The organism is Bacillus sp. GS3m_15504, from assembly GCF_055825275.1.
In genome coordinates this window covers 32,609-55,760 of sequence record NZ_JBVVNL010000002.1, presented here as the reverse complement: position 1 = coordinate 55,760, position 23,152 = coordinate 32,609, and the positions used below count along the sequence as shown (strand labels likewise).

The window sequence follows — 23,152 nt, the reverse complement described above, 5'->3', positions numbered from 1 at the left end:
CTATCCTCCTAAAATAATTTTTGCTATTTCATCTGAATTACTGGCACACTGTATAGAAAGAGCTTTATTAGACATTTCTTTCACTATATTAGAATTTGATAAAAGCTTGCTTAGACATTTCGTAATCGTTTCATCCGAAACACTTTCAGCTGTACCAATATTCCATGTAGCTCCAGCGTTTGCCACAGCCCTAGTTACTTCTATTTGATTTTGAGCAGTTGTAATTGTTATAGAAGGTAATCCAAGAAAGCAGCGTTCCCATGTGGTTGTGCCACCAGCTCCTATCCCTAAATCCGCTCGTACGATAAACTCTTCCATATTCTCTATTTGACAATAGAATGAGGCATTAGAAATACTCCTGCAATAAGATTCAATCTCTTCTTTATGGGGATTTTGACTTCCTACTACTACATCTACTTTTAAAGTATCACTACTTATATTTTGTATAGCTCTTAATGTTTTTAATGTTTCATTCGTTGCATCATGCCCCCCAAAAAATACAAGGATGCGTTCAATCTCGCCTGTTCTTTTTCTTAAAAATTTTTTAGCAGCATGAAACTCTGGTCGTAATATGGCATATTTAGGTCCTAATTTCATTAATGATTGCTCTGGTAATAAATCTTTATAGCGAGTATTTAGGTTATCATATAAATTTTGATCTAGTAATAAATCACAGTCATGCATTCGATTTGCAAGGTCATCGATTACCATAATCTTTCTTGCAGTTTTTCTTAAACCAGACTCCCACTTTTTATCTAATCCATAATGATCCACGATTAACCAATCAAAGTTGGGAAGTTGCGACAAAATATCATTGGTCTGTTGTGCATCAACAAACCAATGATATTTTAGCCAATTTAAATAACTCCCGTGTACTGTACTTAAGAAATTCGTATTTTCACCATCTGCATCTAATAAAAACACATGAAATCCTTTATTTAAAATATATTGATGCAAATCACCTTGCAGCTTACGACAAATAAAATAAATTCGAGCCCCTTTATCCCGTAATACCTGGGCCAGTGTTAAACAACGCATAATATGACCGGTACCTATTTCAATAGATGCGTCGGCGCGAAAGGCAATTTTTTTCTCAAGCAAGTTACTCCCTCCTCACTAAAAGCGCTACAATTTATTAATTTATAATTTCGTTTCTCTATTTAGTTCATCTACTAATGATTGTTGATTTGCCCATTTTAATTTCACATGACTATTAATTTGAATAAGTTCAGGATTTCGAAGGATGTAATCTTTTATTTGATGAAAAAATAAAGGTTTAGATTTTACATTCAGACTTTTATAAAGTTCATTGAACATATCTAAATCTGGTTGTTCATCTAATGTTAACCTCCAAGTAGGGTAACAAAATGGTGGAGGGAGTTTTACTATATTGACCCGGAACAAATGTGGATTATTAATAAAATAAAACGGAAGGTATTCTGTATAGGTTAAAGTTTTTGGGGTTTGTAGCAATCGTTCGATTGCCTCTAAAGTAAAAATATCACCTGCTGTTCCGACAGGCAACGTACTTAACTCTGCCTGGGTATAGTCTGCACCGCTTTTCAAATGTTGATTTAGTAAAAAATTATTAATTTCTGGTGATACAACTGGGCAATCTCCGGTAATCCGTATTACAATATTTGCATTTTCTTGTTTTGCAGCTTGGAATATGCGATCAGCGGTATTTTCTGGATCACCCCTAAAAACCTTAACTTTCCCATCTAAATCAAATTTTTCCAAAGGGTCATCTTGTGCAATATCTGAAGTAGCAAGTATGACCTGATGTTTTCCTGGAATAGCTAATGTATTTATAAGACATCTTTCAATGGAAGGAATTCCGTGTATTGGTAATAATGCCTTTAAAGGTAACCTAGTAGATTTTAACCGGCAAAGTACAATTATTACTACTTTTGGAGGTTCAATAACCTCTTTTGATAATGGGGTACCTGCAGGCAAATTATATAAAGCTATCTGAGGTAACAATTCCTCTGCTTCAATCTGGTTCAGTGCATTTTCAAAAACATCTAGTTCCATAGCTACTTTATTAGCTGTAATAATCTCTCCTTTTTTAATATAAACTTTTGTAACAGCTTTTAACAATTTTTCATTTTGCAATCTTAATAACACCCCTTTCACTTAATGTTTAGCAACTCTATAAAACGAAAGAACTTTTCTCACTGCTTTTATTACATCCCATACATCAGCTTCTGTCATTTTAGGAAATAGAGGCAGCGTAATGATTTCCTCATATACGTTTTCTGCTTGTGGACAAATGCCTTTTTTATAACCTAAATTTTGATAAAACGGTTGTAAATATACGGGTATATAGTGCACATTCACACCGATATTTTCTTTTTGTAAGGCCTCGTAAATTTCTTTTCGATTGCCCTTTAATAATTTAGTATTTAAACGAATAATGTAAAGATGCCAACTTGATTCGGTTTGGGGTAATTGCTTTGGTATGATAATTTCAGATAGACAACTAAATTCTTTATTATAGATGTCTACATATTTCTTTCTAATCTTAATAAAAGAGTCTAATTTATTTAACTGTGATAAGCCAAGAGCAGCTTGTATATCTGTTATTCTGTAGTTGTAACCTAAGATTTGCATTTCATAATACCAAGGCCCATGATTTTCAAGAAGTTTTTGAGGGTTCCTTTCAATTCCATGCGTACGAAATTGAACAAGTTTTTCATAAAACAGTGGATTATTTGTAGTAATGACCCCACCCTCTCCTGTAGTAATATGTTTCACTGGATGAAAACTAAACATTGTCATATCACCAATTGAACCAATCTTTTTATTTTTATATGTGGCTCCTAATGCGTGGGCTGCATCTTCAATGATAATTAAATCATTTTCTCTTGCAATTTTTATTATTGCATCTAACTCTACAGGTTGGCCCGTAAAGTGTACGGGAATGATGGCTTTTGTTTTGTTTGTAATCTTTTCCTCAATAGATTTAGGACTAATGTTGTATGTTTCATAGTCAATATCAGCGAATACTGGCTTTCCACCCTGGTATAATACGCAATTAGCGCTTGCTACAAATGTCATTGGAGTTGTAATTACTTCATCTCCCTCAGTTATGCCAGCTGCATAGCAGGCAGCATGCAATGCGGCTGTACCATTTGAAAAGGAAACAGCGTATTTTGCTCCCGCATATTTCGCTATAGCCTTCTCGAACTGTTGAATCATTGGCCCTGTTGTTAAAAAATCCCCTTTTAATACATCTACAACCGCCTGAATGTCAGATTCATCAATTTGTTGCTGACCATATGGTAAATATGTTTCTCTGACAGGCTTTCCACCATGCATACCGAGGATTCCTCTTACCATTACTCTGTCTCCTTAGAGGTAATTTTTAAAGATTTAATCCACTCTTCTGTTTTAATAACTCCATCTTCTAAAGAAACTTTCGGTTCCCAGTTTAATATTGTTTTTGCTTTTTCATAGTTACATAATAATTTTTGGATTTCACTTTGTGGATGGATATGAGTTACATGTTGAATACTTACTTTATTTCCCGAAATCAATTCTGCTAATTTATTAATGGATATATCTTGTCCTGTTCCAGCGTTAATAATATGGCCATTTGCTTTTGCAGAGTATCCTGCTGCCACAACAAAATCCGCACAATCTTCAACATATAAAAGATCTCTCGTTTGTTTCCCATCTCCATAAATATTTAGTGGTACATTATCTAATTTATTATTTATAAAAATAGCAACAACCCCACCTTCACCACCAGTTTTCTGGAATGGGCCATACGTATTAAATGGACGAATAACCACAACTGGCAGCTTGTAAGCATAATAGTAAGATAAAACCATGTTTTCAGCAGCAATTTTTGACCCAGCATATGGAGAAGCTGGTTTAATCGGGTCTAATTCTGATATTCCTTGTAGATTAGTAGCTTTATCGTACACCATACACGTACTCATAAAGACCATTTTGACATAATGCTTATGACATTGTTCTAACAAATTAAAAGTACCTACTGTATCATTTTCAAAAGTTGTTCTAGCATCGTCTATACTATCTTGAACATTAATACTCGCTGCTAAATGATAACAAAGGTCAAATGAATTATTTTCAAATAATTGAGCAACTAATTTTTTATCTTTAATATCTCCTTGAATGCATTGTTTTAAATTTAGATCGTGTGCAAACTCGGTAATATTTGCAGTAGTTGAATTTGCTAAGTTGTCTAATATCCATACTTCATGCTTATCCTGCAATAATCTTTTTACAACCCACCTACCAATAAAACCTGCACCACCAGTTACTAATATTTTCATAGTTTCTCCCCTCCTGTTAATAGTTGCTGGTTTAATATTAAATTTCTAAGCTCTTCTTTTGAAATAGCATTTTGATTATCAGAACGGTAAAACCCTGCCTTCGCCCTTTTTGCATTTTCATATTGAGTACCCTTTTTTAATGGGCTAGGAATGATAAACATATCTGGTAATTCAAAAGCCTGTAAAGATTCATCATGTGTCATAAGTTCTTCATACATTTTTTCACCAGGTTTTAACCCAATTTCTTCAATTTTAATATTCTCCTTGGGCAACCCATATAACTTTGTGACTTCTTCTATCATCACTTCACTTAAATCGTTTAATGAAATAACTGGCATTTTTAATATAAAAGTTTCACCACCCTTTGCTATTTTCATTGCTTCCATTGTTAACATAGTTGCTTGGTTCAGTGTCATCATAAACCTACTCATACTAAGATCCGTTACAGTTATTTTTTGGTTTTCTTTAATTTGTTTTTCAAATAAGGGAATAACAGAACCTCTTGACCCCATAACATTTCCGAAACGAACACTTGCAAATATAGTCTCACTCGAACCTTTTGAATATTCCGCTGACGTAATCAATCTTTCAGCAGTCAATTTTGTTGCACCGTAATTATTTGTTGGTGAAATTGCTTTATCAGAGCTTGTAAAAATCACTTTTTTTACTTTCTGTGCAATTGCGGCTTTTATTACATTTTGTGTTCCAAAAATATTGGTCAAAACAGCTTCAAACGGATTATATTCACAAAAAGAAACATGCTTCATCGCTGCCACATGGAACACATAATCAATATTTTCCATCGCACTAAATAATCGATCATAATTGCGAATATCCCCGATTAAATAACGAATATTTTGATTATTTCCCCTAAATTCTTCTTGTAATAAAAATTGATTATATTCACTTCTACTAAAAATCCTTACAACTTTTGGCTTTTCCTGTAGAACATTAGAAAGAATACTTTTTCCAATTGTTCCTGTTCCGCCAATAATTAAAACGTTTTTATCTTTAAAAAACATAGAAATGTATACCTCCTCTTATTAAAATAACTTTTAGCCAAGAACAATCTCTCCCTCAATTTGTGTGTAGTTCTATAGGCAAACAATTAAGTGAGAGATAAACTAGCTTTTGTATATTGAAACATACGTTTTCATTGCAAATTCATGTTACATATTGATCATTGAAATCTGAGAATATGGTGTTGTTTTAGGAATCCCTTACTTCAAAAATAAATAAGTGATGATGGACTCAATCTTTTTCACTTTGAATTAAATTTATCAATTTTTTAGTGCATGCTTCTTGCGGATAGTTTTCATTTATAAATTTTCTTCTTACTTCTTTCGCTAGATTTGATTGTGAAGAATCATTTAGGATTGTTTCAACCGCGCTAAGCATATCCTCCATAGAGTGAATTACAAGCCAATCTAATGAATCATAATATTTATAATCTCTATCTTCTAATAACGATTTATAAACAACTACAGGTATATCTAATAACATTGCCTCTAACCCTACTGTTGAATTCGAGATAACCACAAGATTTGCATGTAAAATAACATCATACATGTTCACTTCATTTGTTATATATTTAACATTAGGATATACGTTACTTAACCTAATATATTCTCCCACTAGGTTACGCCCTTTTTCCCAAGGATGAGGCTTTATAATAACCGTAATATTTTTGTCTTTCACTAATTCTTCTGTCAGTTCAATATAAAATGAAGTTTTAAATGGCTGAGTTGCAATAAAAACCACTTTTGTAGAGGGGTCTATTTTTAATTTATTAAAAATAGTTTTTTTATCCATATATGCTCTATCGAAGATATCATCATATCTGGGGTGCCCTAGTATCTCAATTTGAGATTGACTGACCCCTTTTTGAAGGTACCAATCTTTTTCATATTTCCCATATACGACCTGTTTTGATGCAAAAACCGGAAAGTATGCTTCTTCTCCCATTATTGCACCATGCTGCAGACAATAACTTGGTATCCCCTCACTACTAGAAAGAAAAGTAAGAGCTCTACTTGTTATATCTTCCGTAGTACCAACAATCACACCAGAAATATCTTGTTCTTTAAAAATAAAATAAGCCATATTAAGTTTCTCAATCATGATAGGAAGATCGCTGAGTAATTTTTTTTGAAAAAACATGTTTGATAATAGTGGGTGTTTATTAAACTTTAAAAAGAGTTCTTTAGCTTTTTCTATGAAAACATGTGCGGTATTAGAGGCTTTATTTACATAATCTGGTGCGCAAATTGTAGGAAGACCGTAAAGTTCTGTCTTTTTTGATCTTGTTAATATCTTTGTTTGATTTGGATTAAAGTGGGTAAAGTTACTTACTGAAAAACGGAGATAATCTGAATTTAGGAGGATCGCTCCATTTCGATTTTTTCTTTTTATTTTTGATTGAAATGATGACATTATTTTTTCAAACTCTAACTGTAACTGTGTTTCCTCTATAGGCTCAATTGACAATTGCTTATAAAAATTATTTTCTTTCATTTTATTTTTTACATCTGCATCTAAATATTGATAAAAATTACTCATTAATGGTAAAGGAATGTTATAATGCTTTAACTCGGAAAAAATATTTATATACTCTAGATTTAATAACCAGTAATTTTTCAAATAAATGTCACTCAATTTTTCACCCTCTTTTTCTTCTTAAGTCTTCTCTTAATTCTTTACATGTTCTTTGTGGTGGTAATAATTGTATAAATTCATTTTTTTCTTCGGCAAATAACTGCGCATGTATTGAATAAGGAGTAATATAATTGATATCTAAAATTTCATCTAAAGGATAAAAATCCCAATAGTGATTTAATCTCCAAAAAAAGCGTGCATCTCCTATCCGATAAAACTGAGGATCTTCATCCCAGTAAGAATTCCACCTTTTTTCAATAATTGGTAAAATAGAGGCTCTATGCATAATAGAACAATGATCAATGGTACATGGGGCATTATTAGTAATTTTTTTCGCAGGTCTTTCAACCGTTTTAATAGGCAAATCTAATTCATCTATATGAATCGTTTTTGATGCAGAGTAAATAATTTGAACATCTTTATTCTCATCAAGATAACTAGACATCTTTTCGAGTCGTTCTTTTTCATATTGATTATCATCTGTAATATAAGTGATATATTCCCCTTTCGCATGCTTAAGTGCCTCATTAATTAAAGCAGCATATCTGACTTTTTTTGTCCGTTCAGAAATATGGGCCACATTACTTTTATAAAAATGGACATTTTTCTTATTTATGAATGGCTGAATTACCTTCTGGGTCATTTCATTAGAATCATCATCCATTATAAAAAGCTCAAAATCTTGAAAACTTTGGTTTAATACACTTAATATCGATTTTTCAACAAACATAGGCTTATTGTAACTTGTCATTATTACTGAAATTTTAGGCAAATATCCCTCTCCTCCTTATCAACGAATACAAAAACAGTTACGTTATTATATAAACAGTAAGGACAATCCGTTCCGATATTTTTTAAAAAGATTTATACATCTATTAAAGTTTATAGCAGTATTTATATTCACCCATGTACCTTTTTCATTCCACTATAGTCCATACCATATCTATGAAAAAGTAATAAACTATTCAAGCACAAAAAAGAGAGTATCTATAAAGGATTTTTATTTATTATTCTCAGAAGAGGTGAAGACTTTGCAACCGCTAATTTCAATTATCCTTACTAGCTATAATAAACCATCATTAATAAATCAAGTTATTGAAAGTGTTCTAATGCAAACTTATAACAAATGGGAACTTTTTATTATGGATGATAACTCCTGTCCAGAAACTATAAATATCATAAAAAATCATTTAGATGATCCTCGAATTAATTATAAGAATAGTTTTATACAAGATAATGCGAGATATAAAACCACAAGATATGCAACACTTATCAATGAGGCACTTCCATTAACCCATGGGGATTATATTTGCTATTTAACGGATGATACTATGTACCTTCCAAATAGATTAGCTGAAATGTTATCTTTCTTAGAAAAACATCCTGAAATAGATGTAGTGTACTCTTCTCAATACGTAAAATATGTTGACTATAACCTACAACCTATACATGAATTTGTGAGAGAAGCTTCAGAAATTTTATATACAGCTGCAAATATTGTAGATCACTGTTCAGTTATGCATACTAGAAGAATATTATTAAAAGCTTATGAAAAATACTGTGAATATTGGGATACAAATCCTTTATATTGGTTTGTTGGAGATGCAATGTATTGGAAACGCCTAAATACATTCCAACCTTTTTATCCCATTAGCAAAGTGCTCGATATTACTTTTAAAACACCATTTTCTTTCCAAAACCTATATGCTAACCTCCCTTCAAAAGATTTAAATGGTATTTTGTTTAGTAATTCACAAGGTGAAGTGTTTTTAATTGATAATTTAAAACGTAGGCTCATTTCGAAAGACATGCTTTCCTACTTCAAATATAATCAAAATGAAATTGTCTTAATCCCCGATCCATTTATCTACAAATATGCAGAAGGTCCCCCCATAACCCTTACAGAATCAATTCCAAATCTACGGGTTGTGCAAAATGAAAAAAAAGAGTTATTTTATATAGAAAATAATCAAAAACGTCCTTTCATTAACACGATAGCATTTCGCAAATTTAAATTTACAGTTCAAGAAATTATTAAAGTTTCAAAACGTAGCTTAGATCAATTTTCAGATGGGCCACCTATTTATGCAAACTTATCTAATCACACAATTCTACCCGAAGGAAAAATATTTATCTATCATAACAATTATTTCATAATGACAGATGGCATGCTTCATCCCATAGATAAAGACATATTGCAAAAACTGTATTTATTAAAGAACTGTATACCGATTTCAAAGGCCAATTTATCCCACTTTAAGATTGGTCCTCCTATTTCATCATATCCCTCTCACTTAGCTGAAGAATACCGAGAAGAATGACTTACGAGGATAGTGCCCATAAGAAATATTGCTTCAAAAAATAAAATGAGTTAATACAGCTAGTGTACAAAGGTAACCAAACATACGTGGGAATTGGAATCGACGTATAGTTGGTTCAATCAGTTTGTATGTATCTCGTGGTGTTAACGCATCTTCTATAACGCCTCCTTTCGAGTTCGTCTAACTTTTTTAGGAATGTCAATTCCGCTTCTAAAAACGCAATACGTGCTTCCGCTTTTTTAATTTTTCATCAGAATGTTTTACCATTATTTGTTCTGGTTTTATCTTGAGAGTAATAATCACAATATGTCCAAGCATTAGAGAATATGGGACATAATATAGAACAGCGCTATGTATTTGTATGTTGTATCAAATAGAAACTGCCTTTCAAACATGATTATTTTACTAAAAAGCATAATTTTTTAAATTTTTGTCTTAATACGGTATGTAATCAATTTTATATACCAAATTGATTAGAACATAATATCTGATAAAGGAAGTGAGGTCCATGGTACCTTGCCAAGGTATGTGCAATCAATATGTAGATTTTGAGGTTTTAATTACAACTCCTGAAGGATATATGATTAATGATACGAATTATACCGGTGCTGTCACCTGGAATACAAACCGATTAAAATGTGCATTTGAACCATGTACGCTGCAAACACCGAATCCTTGCCTTCTTCAAACTGATCTACCAGATGGTTCCTATCCAGTACACAGTGTTCGCATATATGGAGTACTTACAATGCTTGTTAGTATTTCTCCTGTTCAAAATCAATATGGACAAGGAGATGCAGCTTTTTCTAAATGGCATAAATTCTCTATCAATCAGATTGTTTATTATACAACTGATCCGAATTGCTGCTTTGATTTTAGTAGCTTTAAACTTAAGAGTTTAACAGTTACGCCACAAGATGAAAATACATTTATCTTAAATGGCACCCTTTCTGTTTTACCAGTGCCACCAAATCCTCCGGTTTATGCTTTTACAGCAAACAAAGATGATAATACCCTTTCAGTAATTAATACAGCAACAAAGGCTGTCCAGCATGTAATCAATCTTCCATATCAGCCAATTAAAGTTGCTGTTAATCCAAACAAAACATACACTTTAGTTTTGCACTCAAATGATAATCGTGTTTCTACAATTAATAATGAAACACTTACCATTATCTCTACTTTCTCAATAAACAATCCAATTGATATTGGGTTTTCTCCGGATAATCAGTTTGCGTATATACTAAATTTTTTAACTGGTTCAATGGGCATTACTGTTATTAACCTCTTAACTCAAACCATTACTAATACCATCTCACTTGGAGGATTTGGATTTTCAAGTATAGCAATTGATCCGAATGGACAATACGCCTACATCGTAAATTATACAACTTGGAGTATTGTAAAGGTTGATCTAAATACAGGAGAAATTATAGTAGATTTTCCTACTTCAATGGACTATCCAAGCATCATAGAAATTAGTTTGCTTGATGGCTTAGCTTATGTTACAGAAGAACTTCCGGGGGCTGGGACCCTACTTGCAGTTATTGACTTGTCCACTTTTCAAGAGATTGGCAGTATTATTACTGGAACGTATTACTACTCGTTCCTTGCTCTTTCACCTAATCAACCTGTAGCTTTGCTAGGAGAAGAAACTATAGATGAAATCAATATTATTGATACAGCACAACACCAATCCACAGGAACTATTTCCATAAACGACCCAAAAAGCGCTGCGTTTACACCTGATGGAGAATTTATCTATATTGCTCAACCAGAACAAAACACGGTTACTATCCTTAACTCCGTTGACTATACCGTAAATACAGTAGTAACAGTTGGTGCATCACCTGTAAGTATTGCAATATAAAGTTTAACGCTTATTAACATTCAAGAAATACTGAGGATTGCACCCTCTACTTATATTAATTTCCTACTCTCTGGTATTCCATTTATACAAACAACTAGTGTCCTTCTGTCTAGTTAATGACTAATCGTTTATTTCGATATTTAATAATTTATACACGGGCCCTTCTTAAATACTAAAAAACATATTATCTAATAACTCCTTAATATTTCCTATAGTTCTTTCCATTACAATTCTCTTTAATTTTGTTTATCTATCCATTCCCTCCGTCAATCAAATCTCCCTCAAGAAATCTGATTTAAAATTCACTTTACAAGTAAACAACCGTTCCATAAGTAGATTATTTAAGGGAAAGGAGTCAGACTTACTGGATTCCCCTTTCTTCTCATCCTTTTTTGAAGCTCTTTTAAGTCTAATTCTATTGTATTCCAGCTAAATAACATTCCCACTAATAAATAACATATTATATAACTATATAAAAACTCTACCAAATCACTAAAGGAATCTCCTTTCCCCTATCGAATTATTTGTAGAGGAAAGGAGAGGAATACATGGAAATTCTAGGATTAAATCCTCGTGCATTAGCGACTTTAGGTGCACTTGAATACACCAACCGTCGTAATAAATTAATTGAAGACTCGGAGAATAACATATACGAGTGTAAAGAAATAAAAGAAATACTTCAATCACTCCCTAAAGAGAAGCAGATTGAAGTTCTTGAGAATCAAGCTCATTTTGAAGCTGTAGCAAAGATGATTGAACAAAACAATTTGATTCTTTTAGAACAGATGAAAGCTCTACAGCTAATTCAAAAATAAAAAACTTATGATTAATTAATTAATTAATTCTACATACGCTTTCATAAATATTGTATCTTTATTTATACAATCAGCCTCTGTTTTTACAGGGGCTTTTGTTATACGCTTATTCATATTTTGGATTTGAATAGTCTCTTTCACATGTATGAATAGATCCCCTAATAAACCTGGAGTAGATTCTAATTCTTGCTTTTCGATTTCCTCAGTTACAGCACTTATAAATTCCCATAGTACCTTTGCACCTAGTAGTTCTGCTAATCGTTTTTCACGCATTTCAAATGTTTTCATGTTCATACAAAAACACTCCTATTATTTATATATAATGATAAAAACATCATTTCTTATGTAAAATTTCCTAAAACACTTTCTATATTCACTTTTCTAGAAAATTACTATATAACTTTAAAAATCTAATGTTATTTAACACACTTCGTGTTGTTCTGAATCAAAAAAAATTGTTTGGACTGTAACACCATAAAAATTTGCTAATTTTATTTTTATATTATCCCGTGGAATTCTCTGGCCATTTTCATACATTTGCAATGTACTAACACTGATTCCTACAGCTCTTGCCACCTCTTCTCTAGATTTTCTATTTCTTAAATTAATTAGATTTTTAGCCACTCTTTCATAATTCATGCATTCTCCCTCCCAAAACCACATTTCGTGTTGTTATTTAACAATATAAACCGCACGAAATGTGTTGTCAATAGATTTTAATTATCGACTTTTAAAAATTTTAATTATTTAACACATATTGTGTTAATATATTATCAGGTGATAGAATGAAAACGTTTGGAAATATAATTCGTGATTTAAGAAAACAAAAAGGAATTACACAAAAAGAACTTGCTCACTCGCTTCAACTAAGTGAAAGTACAATTGGTATGTATGAGCGTAATGAACGTCAACCTGATTACAATACCTTGATACGTTTAGCAGATTACTTTAATGTATCTACTGATTTCCTTCTAGGGCGAGATTCTAATGTTAAAGAGGACAGAAACAATAAAGAACTAGATCAATGGTTAAATGATATAAAACTTGCTCCATCCAAAAAGCGTGAAGAATTAAAACGTTTTTGGAATTTTATAATGCAGGAAGAAAAGTAATAAATTAAACCCCCACCTTTACAGTGTGGAAGTCTTGAGTTCGAGCCCTTTCCGGGGCCCATATATTACGGTAAAATGGCGTTCTATTCAAAGTTAGAGCGCTTATTTTTGTCCAATAATTTATTCATTAATTTAGCTGAAATATTTGCGTTACGCCGCCAAACTATATGAAATGGAAGCCCCCTATAAATTTGTTTCATTTTCAATATTTAAAGTTACTACTCGTTCATTCTTCATAAAAAGTCCCCTTTTAAACTCCCTCATTTTTCACAACACCAAGCTTCTTCACTTTACTCACCATCAACCTAAATTTCCGAATATGTTTCCGCTTTTAGAAATTCATCAATTTATTGTATGAACTGTAGAAGCATAAAATGAGCAATCCTTTCTTGGCACCATTTTATAATCTCAACATATTTTTAAATTGTTCTTTTATTATTATATTAATTGGCTTCATATTTCTTTGGTTTCCGCTACACAGTTTCTGAAGCTGGGATGACTCGTAGGAAAAATGAGATAAGGAAACTGTTATATCAGATACATGAAAGATGAACAATTAAAGAAAGATAGTATTTTAGTAACCATGTGTTTTTAAACCTTTCTTAACTATCAGTACCACTGATTTAGACAACTACCTATTTATGGATAGACAATCATCTAATTTATGTTAAATTCAATAAACTGTATGGAAACGAATGTCAAAATAAGGAGTGATACGTATGTTTCGTCGTCCAACTTGTATGCAAGCTTGTTTAGGTAGTGGTCATGATTACGATTATTGCCGTATATGGTGTGAACCTATTTACATGGTTCCTACTTATTCCTACTCAGTACAACCATCGTATACAGTACCTACAGTAACACCTTATAGTTCACAGCAATATCTGACTTATGCCTATGGGCAACAAACTGACCCGCGTTGGGAATGTTACCGTCAATGTATAAGAAGTGGCGGAAGTGCTGCAAGCTGTTGTTATTATTGCGAACTGTGCTAACAACACCTCCTATTTATGTCGAGGCCCACAACTGTAGTGCACAAACAGATTACAAATCAGTAAAAGCATCCGTCATAATTTTAAGGAAACTAGCCATCTGCACTCCAATCTCTCGTTATTTCCATCTTTCCTCGCAACCATTCTTTTATAAGACTTAATTGCTGTAATAATAAAGAGATTCCTCATTTATTTGCTCCCCACTGTACACTTAACTATCACTTCCTTTAGATAACGTATCATTTTTTCGTATTTTGTTTCGTCTTGGATTTTTCCTGTGATTTGTTTATCTACCTCTCTAAAAATGACAATCTCTCGCTTTTCCACAATTTTTTTATGATCTTTAACCTCTCCACCCTATATGACACAAGACTCACTCAGTTTGCGCAGAAAGCATGAATTTTTTTACTCATACTTACTAAGTCGCATGAGCTATCATACCCACGTACACTTTCCAATAAAATTATCGTTTATACTAACTAAGCCGTTCAAGATGTTCTTTCCACTCATTTTCCATGTAAATATACGCAATAAAAGCACGTGTATAGGCCACACGTGCTTTATTCCTTCTATATAAAGTTGATGTCGTCGTTTGCCATCTTGCCTTGTAGAAGTTATTTTTGTTGTCTCCTAATTGCCGCTAGGTAAATTTTGCTCTTCCATTACCTTTTCAATCAAAAAAGAACTGAAAAGGTATGTATTATTAGATTGGAAATTTATCAATTCTTTTTCAATAGTCGGTTATGTAATGTCGAAAGGGTGAGTAACGCAAGAATCGAGCCTACTAAGGCAAGTGACATATCCCATTGTGCATCCCATATATCGCCTTGCATACCTAAAAAGTCTTTTGCTGTTGTTCCTCCCTTTGCTATTTTAAAAGCTAACCATTCGATGATTTCGTATAGCGCAGCAATAGCAAGCGAAACACTTATACAAATCGTAACTAACCAAGGACCTTCGGTGAGTTGAGTTTTCCGTAATAATATTTCTCTTATCACAATTGTAAACAAGCCTTTTATCAAATGTCCAAATCGATCATAGTGATTTCGATTTAAATCAAAGACATCTTTTATCCAATTAAAAAGAGGAACCTTTGAGTATGTGTAATGACCGCCGATGAACATTATGATGGCTAGTATTGCAATAATGATATAAGAGAGAGTAGTAAAGCGAAACTTATTGTATATTGCAATTATAATGATTAGACCGAGAACGGCAGGAATAGCTTCCGCTGCCCATGACGAGTATCTTGCAGGCTTAATAACAGACCATATAAAAACTGCAGTAACAATTAATAATAAAAATAGATGAATCATTTTACTTTTGTCCCTTATCACTTTTTTCACTCCTATTGAAAGGCTTTCTGCTTAAAGTATTTGAAAAAATACAGTTTCGTATACAAATTACTTGGCACTGTTTGCCTTAGTTTACACTTAAGAACAGCTCTTTTAATGGGGAAAGTGGTTTTGTCTAGTAAATATTCACATTGAAAATAGACATATTCACAGCCTTCGTCAAATGCTCTAAAAGGTGTAGCTCTATATCAATGTCAAGTTAATAATGCCAAGAGAATATAGGGCGTGCGCTTTCTATAAATTTTTGTGACTAAACTAAAAATGTATATAACCAGTAAGAGGAGCATTATCAAGTTAAACATGTTCAATTGGTAACTATATATTATTTATCTATTTAAATGGAGTAGAATAATAAGAAAGGGCATGCACACTACATATTTCTCTTTCGTGAGGGAATGGTATGTATATAACAATTCAAAAATAAAGGAGAGCATCTGCATGAATTATAAGATGTTTAGAGCTATCAATCGTCTAGCTGGTCGTAACTCAACATTGGATACATTTATGATATTTATTTCACAAAAGACTCGATTGCTGTACATTTTCTTATTAGTCTTAATGTGGTTTAAAAACAATTCCTACAAAAAAATCATTTTATTTGCAGGGGTATCAGTAGGATTCGCATTATTTATAAACCGCTTTATCCAGCTCTTTTATTTTAAACCTCGTCCATTTGTTATACATCGTGTGCGTTTACTTATCCCATCAAAGAATAATTCCTCATTTCCTAGTAAACATACAGTCTTAGCATTTGCCTTAGCGACCTCCGTCTTACTTCGTGAACGTTTATTTGGCTCAATCATGTGGTTCTTAGCAATTTTGACAGGTTTTTCACGTATCTGGCTAGGGCATCATTATCCATTTGATATCATAGGAAGTGCCTTCATAGGAATCTTAACCAGTATAGCTATTGGCAATACTACATATTTATTTAATTCTTTTGTTACCTGGATTATAAATGTATATAAAAAATTAATTTTTGTGGATTTGAAACATTCCTGACGATATTTTTGATAAATCACAGCACATAATTTTGCACATTTTTTACTAAAGTTACTCTTCTTTGAAATACATTTTGCGGTAAACTCACAAATATCTAGGAAATCCCTTAATAATTGAATTAAATTCTAATTTGATATAAAGGAAAAAATGTTAAAAAATTTTAGCATATTCTTTCTCTAAGTAGAAGATAATAGCTTGAACTACCCCCACTTTCACTTCGTTTAGAAGTGGGGGATTCCTAAGTAAAGAGTTCTATCGAACTCTAATAGATTAGGCTAACCCCGCAGTCCTTGCGGTTAGAAGCCTTATTGCTTCATTCTTTATATTGATACTTGCGTTACATGGTGTGTACGACAAGAAGGACAGTCCCATTTACGTAGGCTTAGATTTTTAACGTCTTTGTTTTGATATCCACAACAAGAACATAATTGGCTGGAAGCAAATGTTTTCGATACGACAATGACTTGTTTGCCATACCATTTTGCTTTATATTCCAACATGGTTCGAAACTGTGACCAAGATACTTCACTAATTGCTTTTGCTAACTTACGATTTTTTAACATATTCGATACTTGCAAATCCTCTATACCGATAACATCGTGGTTTTTGATGATTTCAGTTGAGATTTTGTCTAAGTAATCTTTTCTAGCATTTGATATGTATTCATGAATTCTAGCTACTTTTACTCGTTGTTTATTCCAACGAGAAGATCCTTTCATTCTTCTAGAAAGAACACGCTGTGCTTTCGCCAACTTATTTTCTAATGATCGGAAAAACTTCGGATTTTCATAGGGTTTTCCATCTGACAAAATAGCGAAATCTTTTAGTCCTACATCTATCCCAATGTAAGAATGTGTTTTCGGAAGTTCTTGTACTTCTGTTTCAACTAATAGTGACACAAAATATCTACCAGAAAGGTTCCGTCTAACTGTAGCATTTACAATACGTCCCGTTATTTCACGACTTTTGGCAAATCGAACAAGACCTAGTTTTGGCAATTTTATTTTGTTTCCTACAACGGCAATGTTTTCATTTGTTTGTTTTGTGATATAAGATTGTACGTTATTCTTCTTGGATTTGAAACGCGGGGCACTATTTTGTTTTTTGAAAAAGCGTGTATACGCATCCGCAAGGTTGCAAACAGACGACTGAATCGCAATACTATCCACTTCTTTGAGCCAAACAAACTCTTTCTTCATGGCAGGAAGTTTGGCAGAGCGTGTACCATATGTTAAACCTTTTCCAGTTTCTTTATATGCGTGATCCCATAGGGATAGGAAATGATTGAATACAAAACGATAACAACCTATCGTTTTATTAATTAGAATTGCTTGTGCTTGATTTGGATAGATACGAAACTTAAAAGCTTTATTAATTATCATTTGATTCACCTCCATTTCGATATATGATCATTATACACCAAACATACATTCGATGGATGGCGAAGTAACACTTTATGTATGTCGAACAATTAAGATGGCTTCCTGCCATCCCTTGTTCGAAGCCAATTCTTCTCCCACCTACTCACTTCACGTTCCTTGAGAAAGAAGTCTTCTTGGCTAAAATGATAAATATTTCTCTGAAAGGAGCAATAATCACTTAAAGAAAAGAAAATATTTACTTGCTATCATGTCTACTATTTTATCTGTAAGTTTCTTGTGCGATTGCAATGGCGTTGATGAGAATGAACCAGATCCAAGTGAAGAACCTTCTAAAGAAATTCAAGAAAAGAATAATCAATAATAGGTTAATGTAAAGATTATTACTGGCTTAGAACGGATTCTTACATTTAGGAAAACCTAATTGAAGTACAACAATATAATGTAATCCAATAGAATAAAACAAGAAAAAACACGTCTTATGCCTTATTTTATTAGATATGGTACAAGAGGTGTTTTCTGTTTATAGGTACATTTCAGAAATTTATACAGTTACTTCTTATTTCCTAACAATTGTCACTGTAACCAGGCTACTTGCCTTTTCAAAATACTCATGCTAAGCATCCTGATTTTAAAACAAAAAGTTTACTTTCTACATAAACTAATCCTGCAACCAACTAGGAAATCAAAATCTAACCGTTGTCTTCATTAGTCAAGTAACCGTAAAACTAGCTCCCTGTTTACTTATTATTGAGTAATAAGAATACTTAAGTAGTTTGAAGTAAATATTATAACTGTTACAAATCAAAAGGAGGTCATTATAATGAACAAACAAAGAGCACAAGAGATTGCCGCTTCACCAGTCATGGCTAACGTAACGTATAATGGAGTTCCAATTTATATTCAAAATGTGACTGAAAATAATGAAACAGCTAGAATTTATCCTCTTAACGAACCAGAGAATGAACAAGAAATTCCTTTATCCAACTTAATAGAACATTAATTGATTACATGTTACCTCAATAAATAATTACTCAAACATACAAACACCATTGTAAGTGGTGCTTGTATGTTTGAGTAATCTTATTTTCTATTTTCTTCTAGCTAATTAGGTTAATAAGGATAAAAAAACATTTTTGATTGGTGGTTACAATCCTCTTTAATAAAGCAGCAAAAAAACTACCAAAATTATAGTGGCATTTACTATATATATGACTTATTTAAATTAGTGATAACAATGGACCTCCAACGGCACCAGTAAAAATGCAAAAACATGCCTCACTCACTAGTTTATGAGGCGCTCAAGCAAGCTTAAGTTCCTTTTCATTAAATTCAAAAGATGAAGAAGTAAAACGTGTATGTCATGTATGTTAGAAATGAACAGCGTCATTGCTGATTTAAAGGATAGAGTTTCCGTATTAGAACGTGAAGAACCTTAATATAGAGGGTTTAAGTATACTGGAGGAAATTAATATGTCTCACCTACCCGAATGGATGCTTGTCATTCTCCGCTCTTTATTCATATTAATTATTTTATTTACTATCACAAAATGTTTAGGAAAAAGGCAAATCTCTCAACTTTCCTTTTTTGAGTACGTAGCTGGAATGACAATCGGTGGTATCGCCTCTCAAGTATCTACAGGGCTAGACCAAAAGTTTTTCCATGGTGTCTTTGCCATACTTATTTTCGCTTCGATACCTTTTTTTGTAGGAATTCTTTCCTTAAAAAACAAAGCCGCAAGAGATTTCTTTGAAGGCAAGTCCACAGTTTTAATAAAGGATGGCAAAATACTTGAGGATAATTTAAAGAAAGAAAAGTATACCAGTGATGAATTACTTGAACTTCTCAGAGGAAGTGGAGCCTTAAGTATATCCGAAGTAGAATTTGCCGTCTTAGAACCAAGCGGAGAATTAAATGTATTATTAAAGAAAGAATCTCAACCACTTACAGCAAAAGATATTGGCTTGAAAGTACCAAATAAAAAGGAACCACAAACTGTTATTATGGATGGAAATGTACTAGATGAACCTCTTTCAGCTAGTGGGCATAACCGCGCTTGGTTACATTCTGAACTAGAAAAACTCGGTGTTGTCATTGAAAATGTCTTTCTCGGTCAAGTTGATTCATACGGACAACTTACTATCGACATTTATAATGATAAACTCCAAATGCCTTCTCCTCAAAACAAACCTTTATTACTAGCATCTTTAAAAAAATGCTATGCTGATCTTGAACTATTTTCTTTAGAAACGAAATCAAAAACGGCAAGTGAAATGTATAGTAAAAATGCACAGCAAATTGAAGCTATTTTAAACAAGGTAACCTACCTTCTAAAGGAATAAAAAAGGACGTTCTCACAAGCGTCCTTTTCTCAGAGTGTCGGAAAACCCTTTAGGGGTTTCCCAACACTCTGACACCTTTGTAGATTTTAGCGAATGAAAACAATAAATGAGGATGGATTTGGGCTTCTTTACTAGGATTAGGAACCATTTTAGGTGTATTAGCAACGCGTAATTCAAATATGACGAGACCTATCCAACAATCCTGGTAACAGGTCCAATAAAGTTAGGCGGCCTATCAGAGAACCAATCCACCTACAGCGAACGATTCGTAATTCTCCAGTCATAGTCGTATTGTCTCCTTGGAAACAAATCCATCAATTCTAGTCATCTTCAAAGCTCTTGACTCAGCCCTCCCTAAAAAACTTAAATCACTAATAGTATTCCATACTATATAACTATTAATAACTAATATTTTAATAATTATTGGTTTTATATTATATATAATGAAGGCTCAAGGAATAACATATACGAGTGTAAAGAAATAAAAGAAATACTTCAATCACTCCCTACAGAGAAGCAGATTGAGGTTCTTGAGAATCAAGCTTATTTTGAAGCTGTGGCAAAGATGATTGAACAAAACAATTTAATTCTTTTAGAACAGATGAAAGCTCTACAGCTAATTCAGAAATAACAAACTTATGATTAATTAATTCTACATATGCTTCCATATATAATGTCTCTTTATCTATACTACCTGCCTCTGTTTTTACAGGGGCTTTTGTTATGCGTTGATTCATATTTTGAATTTGAATGGTTTCTTTCACATGTATGAATAGATCTTCTAATAAACCTGGAGTAGATTCTAATTCCTGCTTTTCTATTTCCTCTGTTACAGCACTTATAAACTCCCATAGTACTTTTGCACCTAGTAGTTCTGCTAATCGTTTTTCACGCATTTCAAATGTTTTCAAATTCATATTGAACACTTCCTCTTCTGTATTTTTTACTATTAATTGGACTATCTAAATTATGATGGAACAGTTATATTGGCAATCAAATTCTCTACCTCCATCATTGTAAACTATAGTTTACAAGAGGGGCTAAAAATAGATTCCACGCTTGTTCCTAAAACTTTTGCTATTTTTATAGCTAACTTAACGCTAGGTTGTTTTTTATTATTCTCTATCTCAGAAATATAAGTGCGCGATAAACCAACTTGTGCCGCTAATTTTTCTTGTGATATTAATTTTTCCTTCCTTAATTCAGCTATCTTATTCATTGCTCTACTCCTCTCCACTTATGTATTCATACGATTACAAAACAATTGTAAACCATAGTTTACTTAATCGTCAACAATGTTTTACATGTTTTTTCTCTATTTTAGTTTCTTTTTGTAAATTATTGTTTACAATTGTACTAGGAGGATTATATATGAAGAAAACTCTTGGTGAAATTATAAAAAATTATCGTTTAACAAATAAACTATCCTTACGCGAGTTTGCTCAAAAATGTGATGTTAGTCATACTTATATAGACAAACTTGAAAAAGGCGTAGATTCCAGAACTGGAAAACCAGTAGAACCAACACTATTAGTAATAGAAAAAATAGCAAACGCCATGAATATAAGTACAAAAATCTTATTAGAAGAAATAGAATTCATTACAAGAGATAATATTGAGGTAACTGATACAGAATTAGAACAGTGGTTTAAAGCTATTAAAAGTGCCTCTCCTCAAAAGCAGGAGGAATTAAAGAGATTTTGGGAGTTTTTAATACAAAAGGAAGACTAAATTAGCTAAAAGGCCTCCACCTTGATAGGGTGGAGGTTTATTTGATTAGTTTCATACTTTATAACACCAATGTTCATAGAATTGGTCACATTACTTACAAGATCTACTCAATTTTGTTGAATGCATCCTCTGGCATTGTTCGCAGCACACGCGAGTATGCATTTAATGTGATTTTAATGTTATTATGTTCTAATCTCTCAGAAATAATCTTAATATTCACACCCTTATCTTGTAGTAGCATTGCATGGGTATGACGTAAATCATGAAAGCGAACCTTAGGAACGGCGGCCGCTTTATGAACATCCGTTTTTTCCATTTCGTAAAAATGCGGTAATACAGAGGATATTTTCTATACTTTTATAAAAAAGGAAGCCTTCCTTTGAAACTTGAGCTTTCAAAATCCTCCCATTTTTCTCACCATCTCCATAAGAGTACTCTGAGAATAGCGGTTCCTCTTCTCGATTATGTATCTTCGGGTCTAAATATGAGATTATATAACTCATCAACACACGTTGCTCCATCCAATTCACAGTTTTCTTAAACAAAATTAACATTAATTCATTATCTTAAATGAATAACTTCTCCTGATATAAATTCCAAATTTAAGTACCTTTAATAAACTGTACCCCAATGTAGTTACAAAAATATGTTCTGAATGTGGTGGAGAAAAAGAAAAAATAGGTGAATATTATTATCGAAGGTTAAGAAAAGGTAAGCAAGATTTTTTTGTGATAGAAAATGTGCTGACGCTTATCATAGTAAGCAAATATCTGGTAAACATAACCCTAATTACGAAGGTAGCTTTCATGGTCCTAAAGATGCCTATTTGATATCTTTGAAGGTCAATGCCAAGAATGATCGGCTAGGAAACACCTCAATAGAACGAGCTATACAGGCAAAGCTAGGGAAATTGGATGTACATTACGAATCACAAAAGCCGATGTATTATTGGCACGGTAACCCTGAAGTATATGATGAATGTAACCGAATTGCTGTGCAAATAAAAAATAAGAGCCGTGACAAGAGCAAGGCAACCTACTTAATTAAATGTGGTCACAGCATGTTAGTGTTATGGAAAACGGATATAAAAAAGCGCATCAATTGGTGCGTTGATCAAATAAAAGAAGCAATTCGAGCCGCAGCTATTAGCTGACGGTTCTTTCTTTAGGTAGTATTTATAATTAGTACTCCCGAGATTTCCGAATTACCATAAAAATTTTTTCCGGGTACCATTGACTGTTACGCAATAAGGTACCCTCCTGTTTTCAAGGTC

Annotated in this window: 22 protein-coding genes and 3 pseudogenes; 11 read left to right on the top strand and 14 right to left on the bottom strand. The window is 32.7% G+C overall.

Annotated features, from left to right (window positions below; translation table 11 throughout):
* The 7 genes from pseG to AC0L0O_RS19855 form a co-directional block, all read right to left on the bottom strand.
* Positions 1-1,101 carry a UDP-2,4-diacetamido-2,4,6-trideoxy-beta-L-altropyranose hydrolase gene (gene pseG / locus AC0L0O_RS19885; RefSeq protein WP_473785954.1) on the bottom strand — a complete coding sequence of 367 codons (1,101 nt, stop codon included), beginning with the start codon at positions 1,099-1,101 and terminating at the stop codon, positions 1-3.
* Between the two features lie 39 nt (positions 1,102-1,140).
* Positions 1,141-2,136 carry a cytidylyltransferase domain-containing protein gene (locus tag AC0L0O_RS19880; RefSeq protein WP_473785953.1) on the bottom strand — a complete coding sequence of 332 codons (996 nt, stop codon included), beginning with the start codon at positions 2,134-2,136 and terminating at the stop codon, positions 1,141-1,143.
* Positions 2,137-3,342 carry a UDP-4-amino-4,6-dideoxy-N-acetyl-beta-L-altrosamine transaminase gene (pseC, locus tag AC0L0O_RS19875; RefSeq protein WP_332279797.1) on the bottom strand — a complete coding sequence of 402 codons (1,206 nt, stop codon included), beginning with the start codon at positions 3,340-3,342 and terminating at the stop codon, positions 2,137-2,139.
* Positions 3,342-4,304 carry a dTDP-glucose 4,6-dehydratase gene (locus tag AC0L0O_RS19870; RefSeq protein ID WP_473785952.1) on the bottom strand — a complete coding sequence of 321 codons (963 nt, stop codon included), beginning with the start codon at positions 4,302-4,304 and terminating at the stop codon, positions 3,342-3,344. The genes pseC and AC0L0O_RS19870 overlap by 1 nt, the downstream gene beginning before the upstream one ends.
* A complete protein-coding gene (locus AC0L0O_RS19865) occupies positions 4,301-5,326 on the bottom strand; it encodes an SDR family NAD(P)-dependent oxidoreductase (protein WP_473785951.1) in 1,026 nt (341 codons plus the stop codon). Before AC0L0O_RS19865 ends, AC0L0O_RS19870 begins: the two co-directional genes overlap by 4 nt.
* Before the next feature lie 229 nt (positions 5,327-5,555).
* Entirely contained in the window at positions 5,556-6,959 is a 1,404-nt protein-coding gene (locus AC0L0O_RS19860) for a CDP-glycerol glycerophosphotransferase family protein (protein WP_473785950.1), read from the bottom strand.
* Between the two features lie 4 nt (positions 6,960-6,963).
* Positions 6,964-7,731: a glycosyltransferase family 2 protein gene (locus tag AC0L0O_RS19855; RefSeq protein ID WP_048524929.1), complete on the bottom strand. Its 768-nt coding sequence runs from the start codon at positions 7,729-7,731 to the stop codon at positions 6,964-6,966.
* A gap of 259 nt (positions 7,732-7,990) precedes the next feature.
* Between AC0L0O_RS19855 and AC0L0O_RS19850 the strand changes: the two genes are divergently transcribed.
* The 3 genes from AC0L0O_RS19850 (at position 7,991) to AC0L0O_RS19840 (ending at position 11,965) form a co-directional block, all read left to right on the top strand.
* Positions 7,991-9,280 carry a glycosyltransferase family A protein gene (locus AC0L0O_RS19850; RefSeq protein ID WP_473785949.1) on the top strand — a complete coding sequence of 430 codons (1,290 nt, stop codon included), beginning with the start codon at positions 7,991-7,993 and terminating at the stop codon, positions 9,278-9,280.
* Positions 9,281-9,788: 508 nt separating this feature from the next.
* The gene (locus AC0L0O_RS19845) at positions 9,789-11,150 is read left to right on the top strand and encodes a YncE family protein (protein WP_473785948.1); all 1,362 of its coding nucleotides are present in this window, start codon (positions 9,789-9,791) and stop codon (positions 11,148-11,150) included.
* Positions 11,151-11,698: 548 nt separating this feature from the next.
* Positions 11,699-11,965, top strand: a complete 267-nt coding sequence (locus AC0L0O_RS19840) for a hypothetical protein (protein WP_473785947.1) — start codon at positions 11,699-11,701, stop codon at positions 11,963-11,965.
* 15 nt (positions 11,966-11,980) lie between these two features.
* On the opposite strand, the gene AC0L0O_RS19835 is transcribed toward AC0L0O_RS19840, so the two are convergent.
* Both AC0L0O_RS19835 and AC0L0O_RS19830 read right to left on the bottom strand, forming a co-directional pair.
* The gene (locus tag AC0L0O_RS19835; protein WP_473785946.1) at positions 11,981-12,259 is read right to left on the bottom strand and encodes a hypothetical protein; all 279 of its coding nucleotides are present in this window, start codon (positions 12,257-12,259) and stop codon (positions 11,981-11,983) included.
* A 126-nt stretch (positions 12,260-12,385) separates the two neighbouring features.
* Entirely contained in the window at positions 12,386-12,604 is a 219-nt protein-coding gene (locus AC0L0O_RS19830) for a helix-turn-helix transcriptional regulator (protein WP_048524936.1), read from the bottom strand.
* A gap of 146 nt (positions 12,605-12,750) precedes the next feature.
* Between AC0L0O_RS19830 and AC0L0O_RS19825 the strand changes: the two genes are divergently transcribed.
* Positions 12,751-13,077, top strand: a complete 327-nt coding sequence (locus tag AC0L0O_RS19825; protein WP_473785945.1) for a helix-turn-helix domain-containing protein — start codon at positions 12,751-12,753, stop codon at positions 13,075-13,077.
* Between the two features lie 719 nt (positions 13,078-13,796).
* On the top strand, positions 13,797-14,072 hold the full coding sequence (locus AC0L0O_RS19820; RefSeq protein ID WP_473785944.1) for a hypothetical protein: 276 nt from the start codon (positions 13,797-13,799) through the stop codon (positions 14,070-14,072).
* Positions 14,073-14,788: 716 nt separating this feature from the next.
* Here AC0L0O_RS19820 and AC0L0O_RS19815 read toward each other — a convergent pair.
* Complete coding sequence (locus AC0L0O_RS19815) at positions 14,789-15,406, bottom strand: DUF2238 domain-containing protein (protein ID WP_473785943.1); 618 nt, start codon at positions 15,404-15,406, stop codon at positions 14,789-14,791.
* A 456-nt stretch (positions 15,407-15,862) separates the two neighbouring features.
* Between AC0L0O_RS19815 and AC0L0O_RS19810 the strand changes: the two genes are divergently transcribed.
* Positions 15,863-16,426, top strand: coding sequence for an undecaprenyl-diphosphatase (locus AC0L0O_RS19810; protein WP_473785942.1), 564 nt, complete (start codon positions 15,863-15,865; stop codon positions 16,424-16,426).
* 270 nt (positions 16,427-16,696) lie between these two features.
* On the opposite strand, the pseudogene tnpB reads toward AC0L0O_RS19810, so the two are convergent.
* Positions 16,697-17,808: pseudogene (gene tnpB / locus AC0L0O_RS19805) on the bottom strand (IS200/IS605 family element RNA-guided endonuclease TnpB).
* A gap of 820 nt (positions 17,809-18,628) precedes the next feature.
* On the opposite strand from tnpB, the gene AC0L0O_RS19800 reads away from it, so the two are divergent.
* The 3 genes and pseudogenes from AC0L0O_RS19800 to AC0L0O_RS19790 all read left to right on the top strand — a co-directional run bounded on the left by AC0L0O_RS19800 (position 18,629) and on the right by AC0L0O_RS19790 (position 20,148).
* The gene (locus AC0L0O_RS19800; RefSeq protein WP_048524953.1) at positions 18,629-18,808 is read left to right on the top strand and encodes a small acid-soluble spore protein H; all 180 of its coding nucleotides are present in this window, start codon (positions 18,629-18,631) and stop codon (positions 18,806-18,808) included.
* Positions 18,809-19,101: 293 nt separating this feature from the next.
* Positions 19,102-19,244, top strand: a pseudogene (locus AC0L0O_RS19795) (DUF1657 domain-containing protein); the annotation flags it as partial.
* 34 nt (positions 19,245-19,278) lie between these two features.
* On the top strand, positions 19,279-20,148 hold the full coding sequence (locus tag AC0L0O_RS19790; protein ID WP_473785941.1) for a DUF421 domain-containing protein: 870 nt from the start codon (positions 19,279-19,281) through the stop codon (positions 20,146-20,148).
* Between the two features lie 506 nt (positions 20,149-20,654).
* Here AC0L0O_RS19790 and AC0L0O_RS19785 read toward each other — a convergent pair.
* Positions 20,655-21,065: a hypothetical protein gene (locus AC0L0O_RS19785; RefSeq protein WP_473785940.1), complete on the bottom strand. Its 411-nt coding sequence runs from the start codon at positions 21,063-21,065 to the stop codon at positions 20,655-20,657.
* A gap of 104 nt (positions 21,066-21,169) precedes the next feature.
* Positions 21,170-21,367: a helix-turn-helix transcriptional regulator gene (locus tag AC0L0O_RS19780; protein ID WP_087986112.1), complete on the bottom strand. Its 198-nt coding sequence runs from the start codon at positions 21,365-21,367 to the stop codon at positions 21,170-21,172.
* A gap of 152 nt (positions 21,368-21,519) precedes the next feature.
* On the opposite strand from AC0L0O_RS19780, the gene AC0L0O_RS19775 reads away from it, so the two are divergent.
* Entirely contained in the window at positions 21,520-21,879 is a 360-nt protein-coding gene (locus AC0L0O_RS19775; protein ID WP_473785939.1) for a helix-turn-helix domain-containing protein, read from the top strand.
* A 103-nt stretch (positions 21,880-21,982) separates the two neighbouring features.
* Here AC0L0O_RS19775 and AC0L0O_RS19770 read toward each other — a convergent pair.
* A pseudogene (locus AC0L0O_RS19770) lies at positions 21,983-22,174 on the bottom strand (tyrosine-type recombinase/integrase); the annotation flags it as partial.
* A 540-nt stretch (positions 22,175-22,714) separates the two neighbouring features.
* Between AC0L0O_RS19770 and AC0L0O_RS19765 the strand changes: the two are divergent.
* Positions 22,715-23,032 (top strand): PDDEXK family nuclease, encoded by a 318-nt coding sequence (locus AC0L0O_RS19765; RefSeq protein WP_473785938.1) that lies wholly within the window; start codon positions 22,715-22,717, stop codon positions 23,030-23,032.
* Positions 23,033-23,152: the final 120 nt, after the last annotated feature.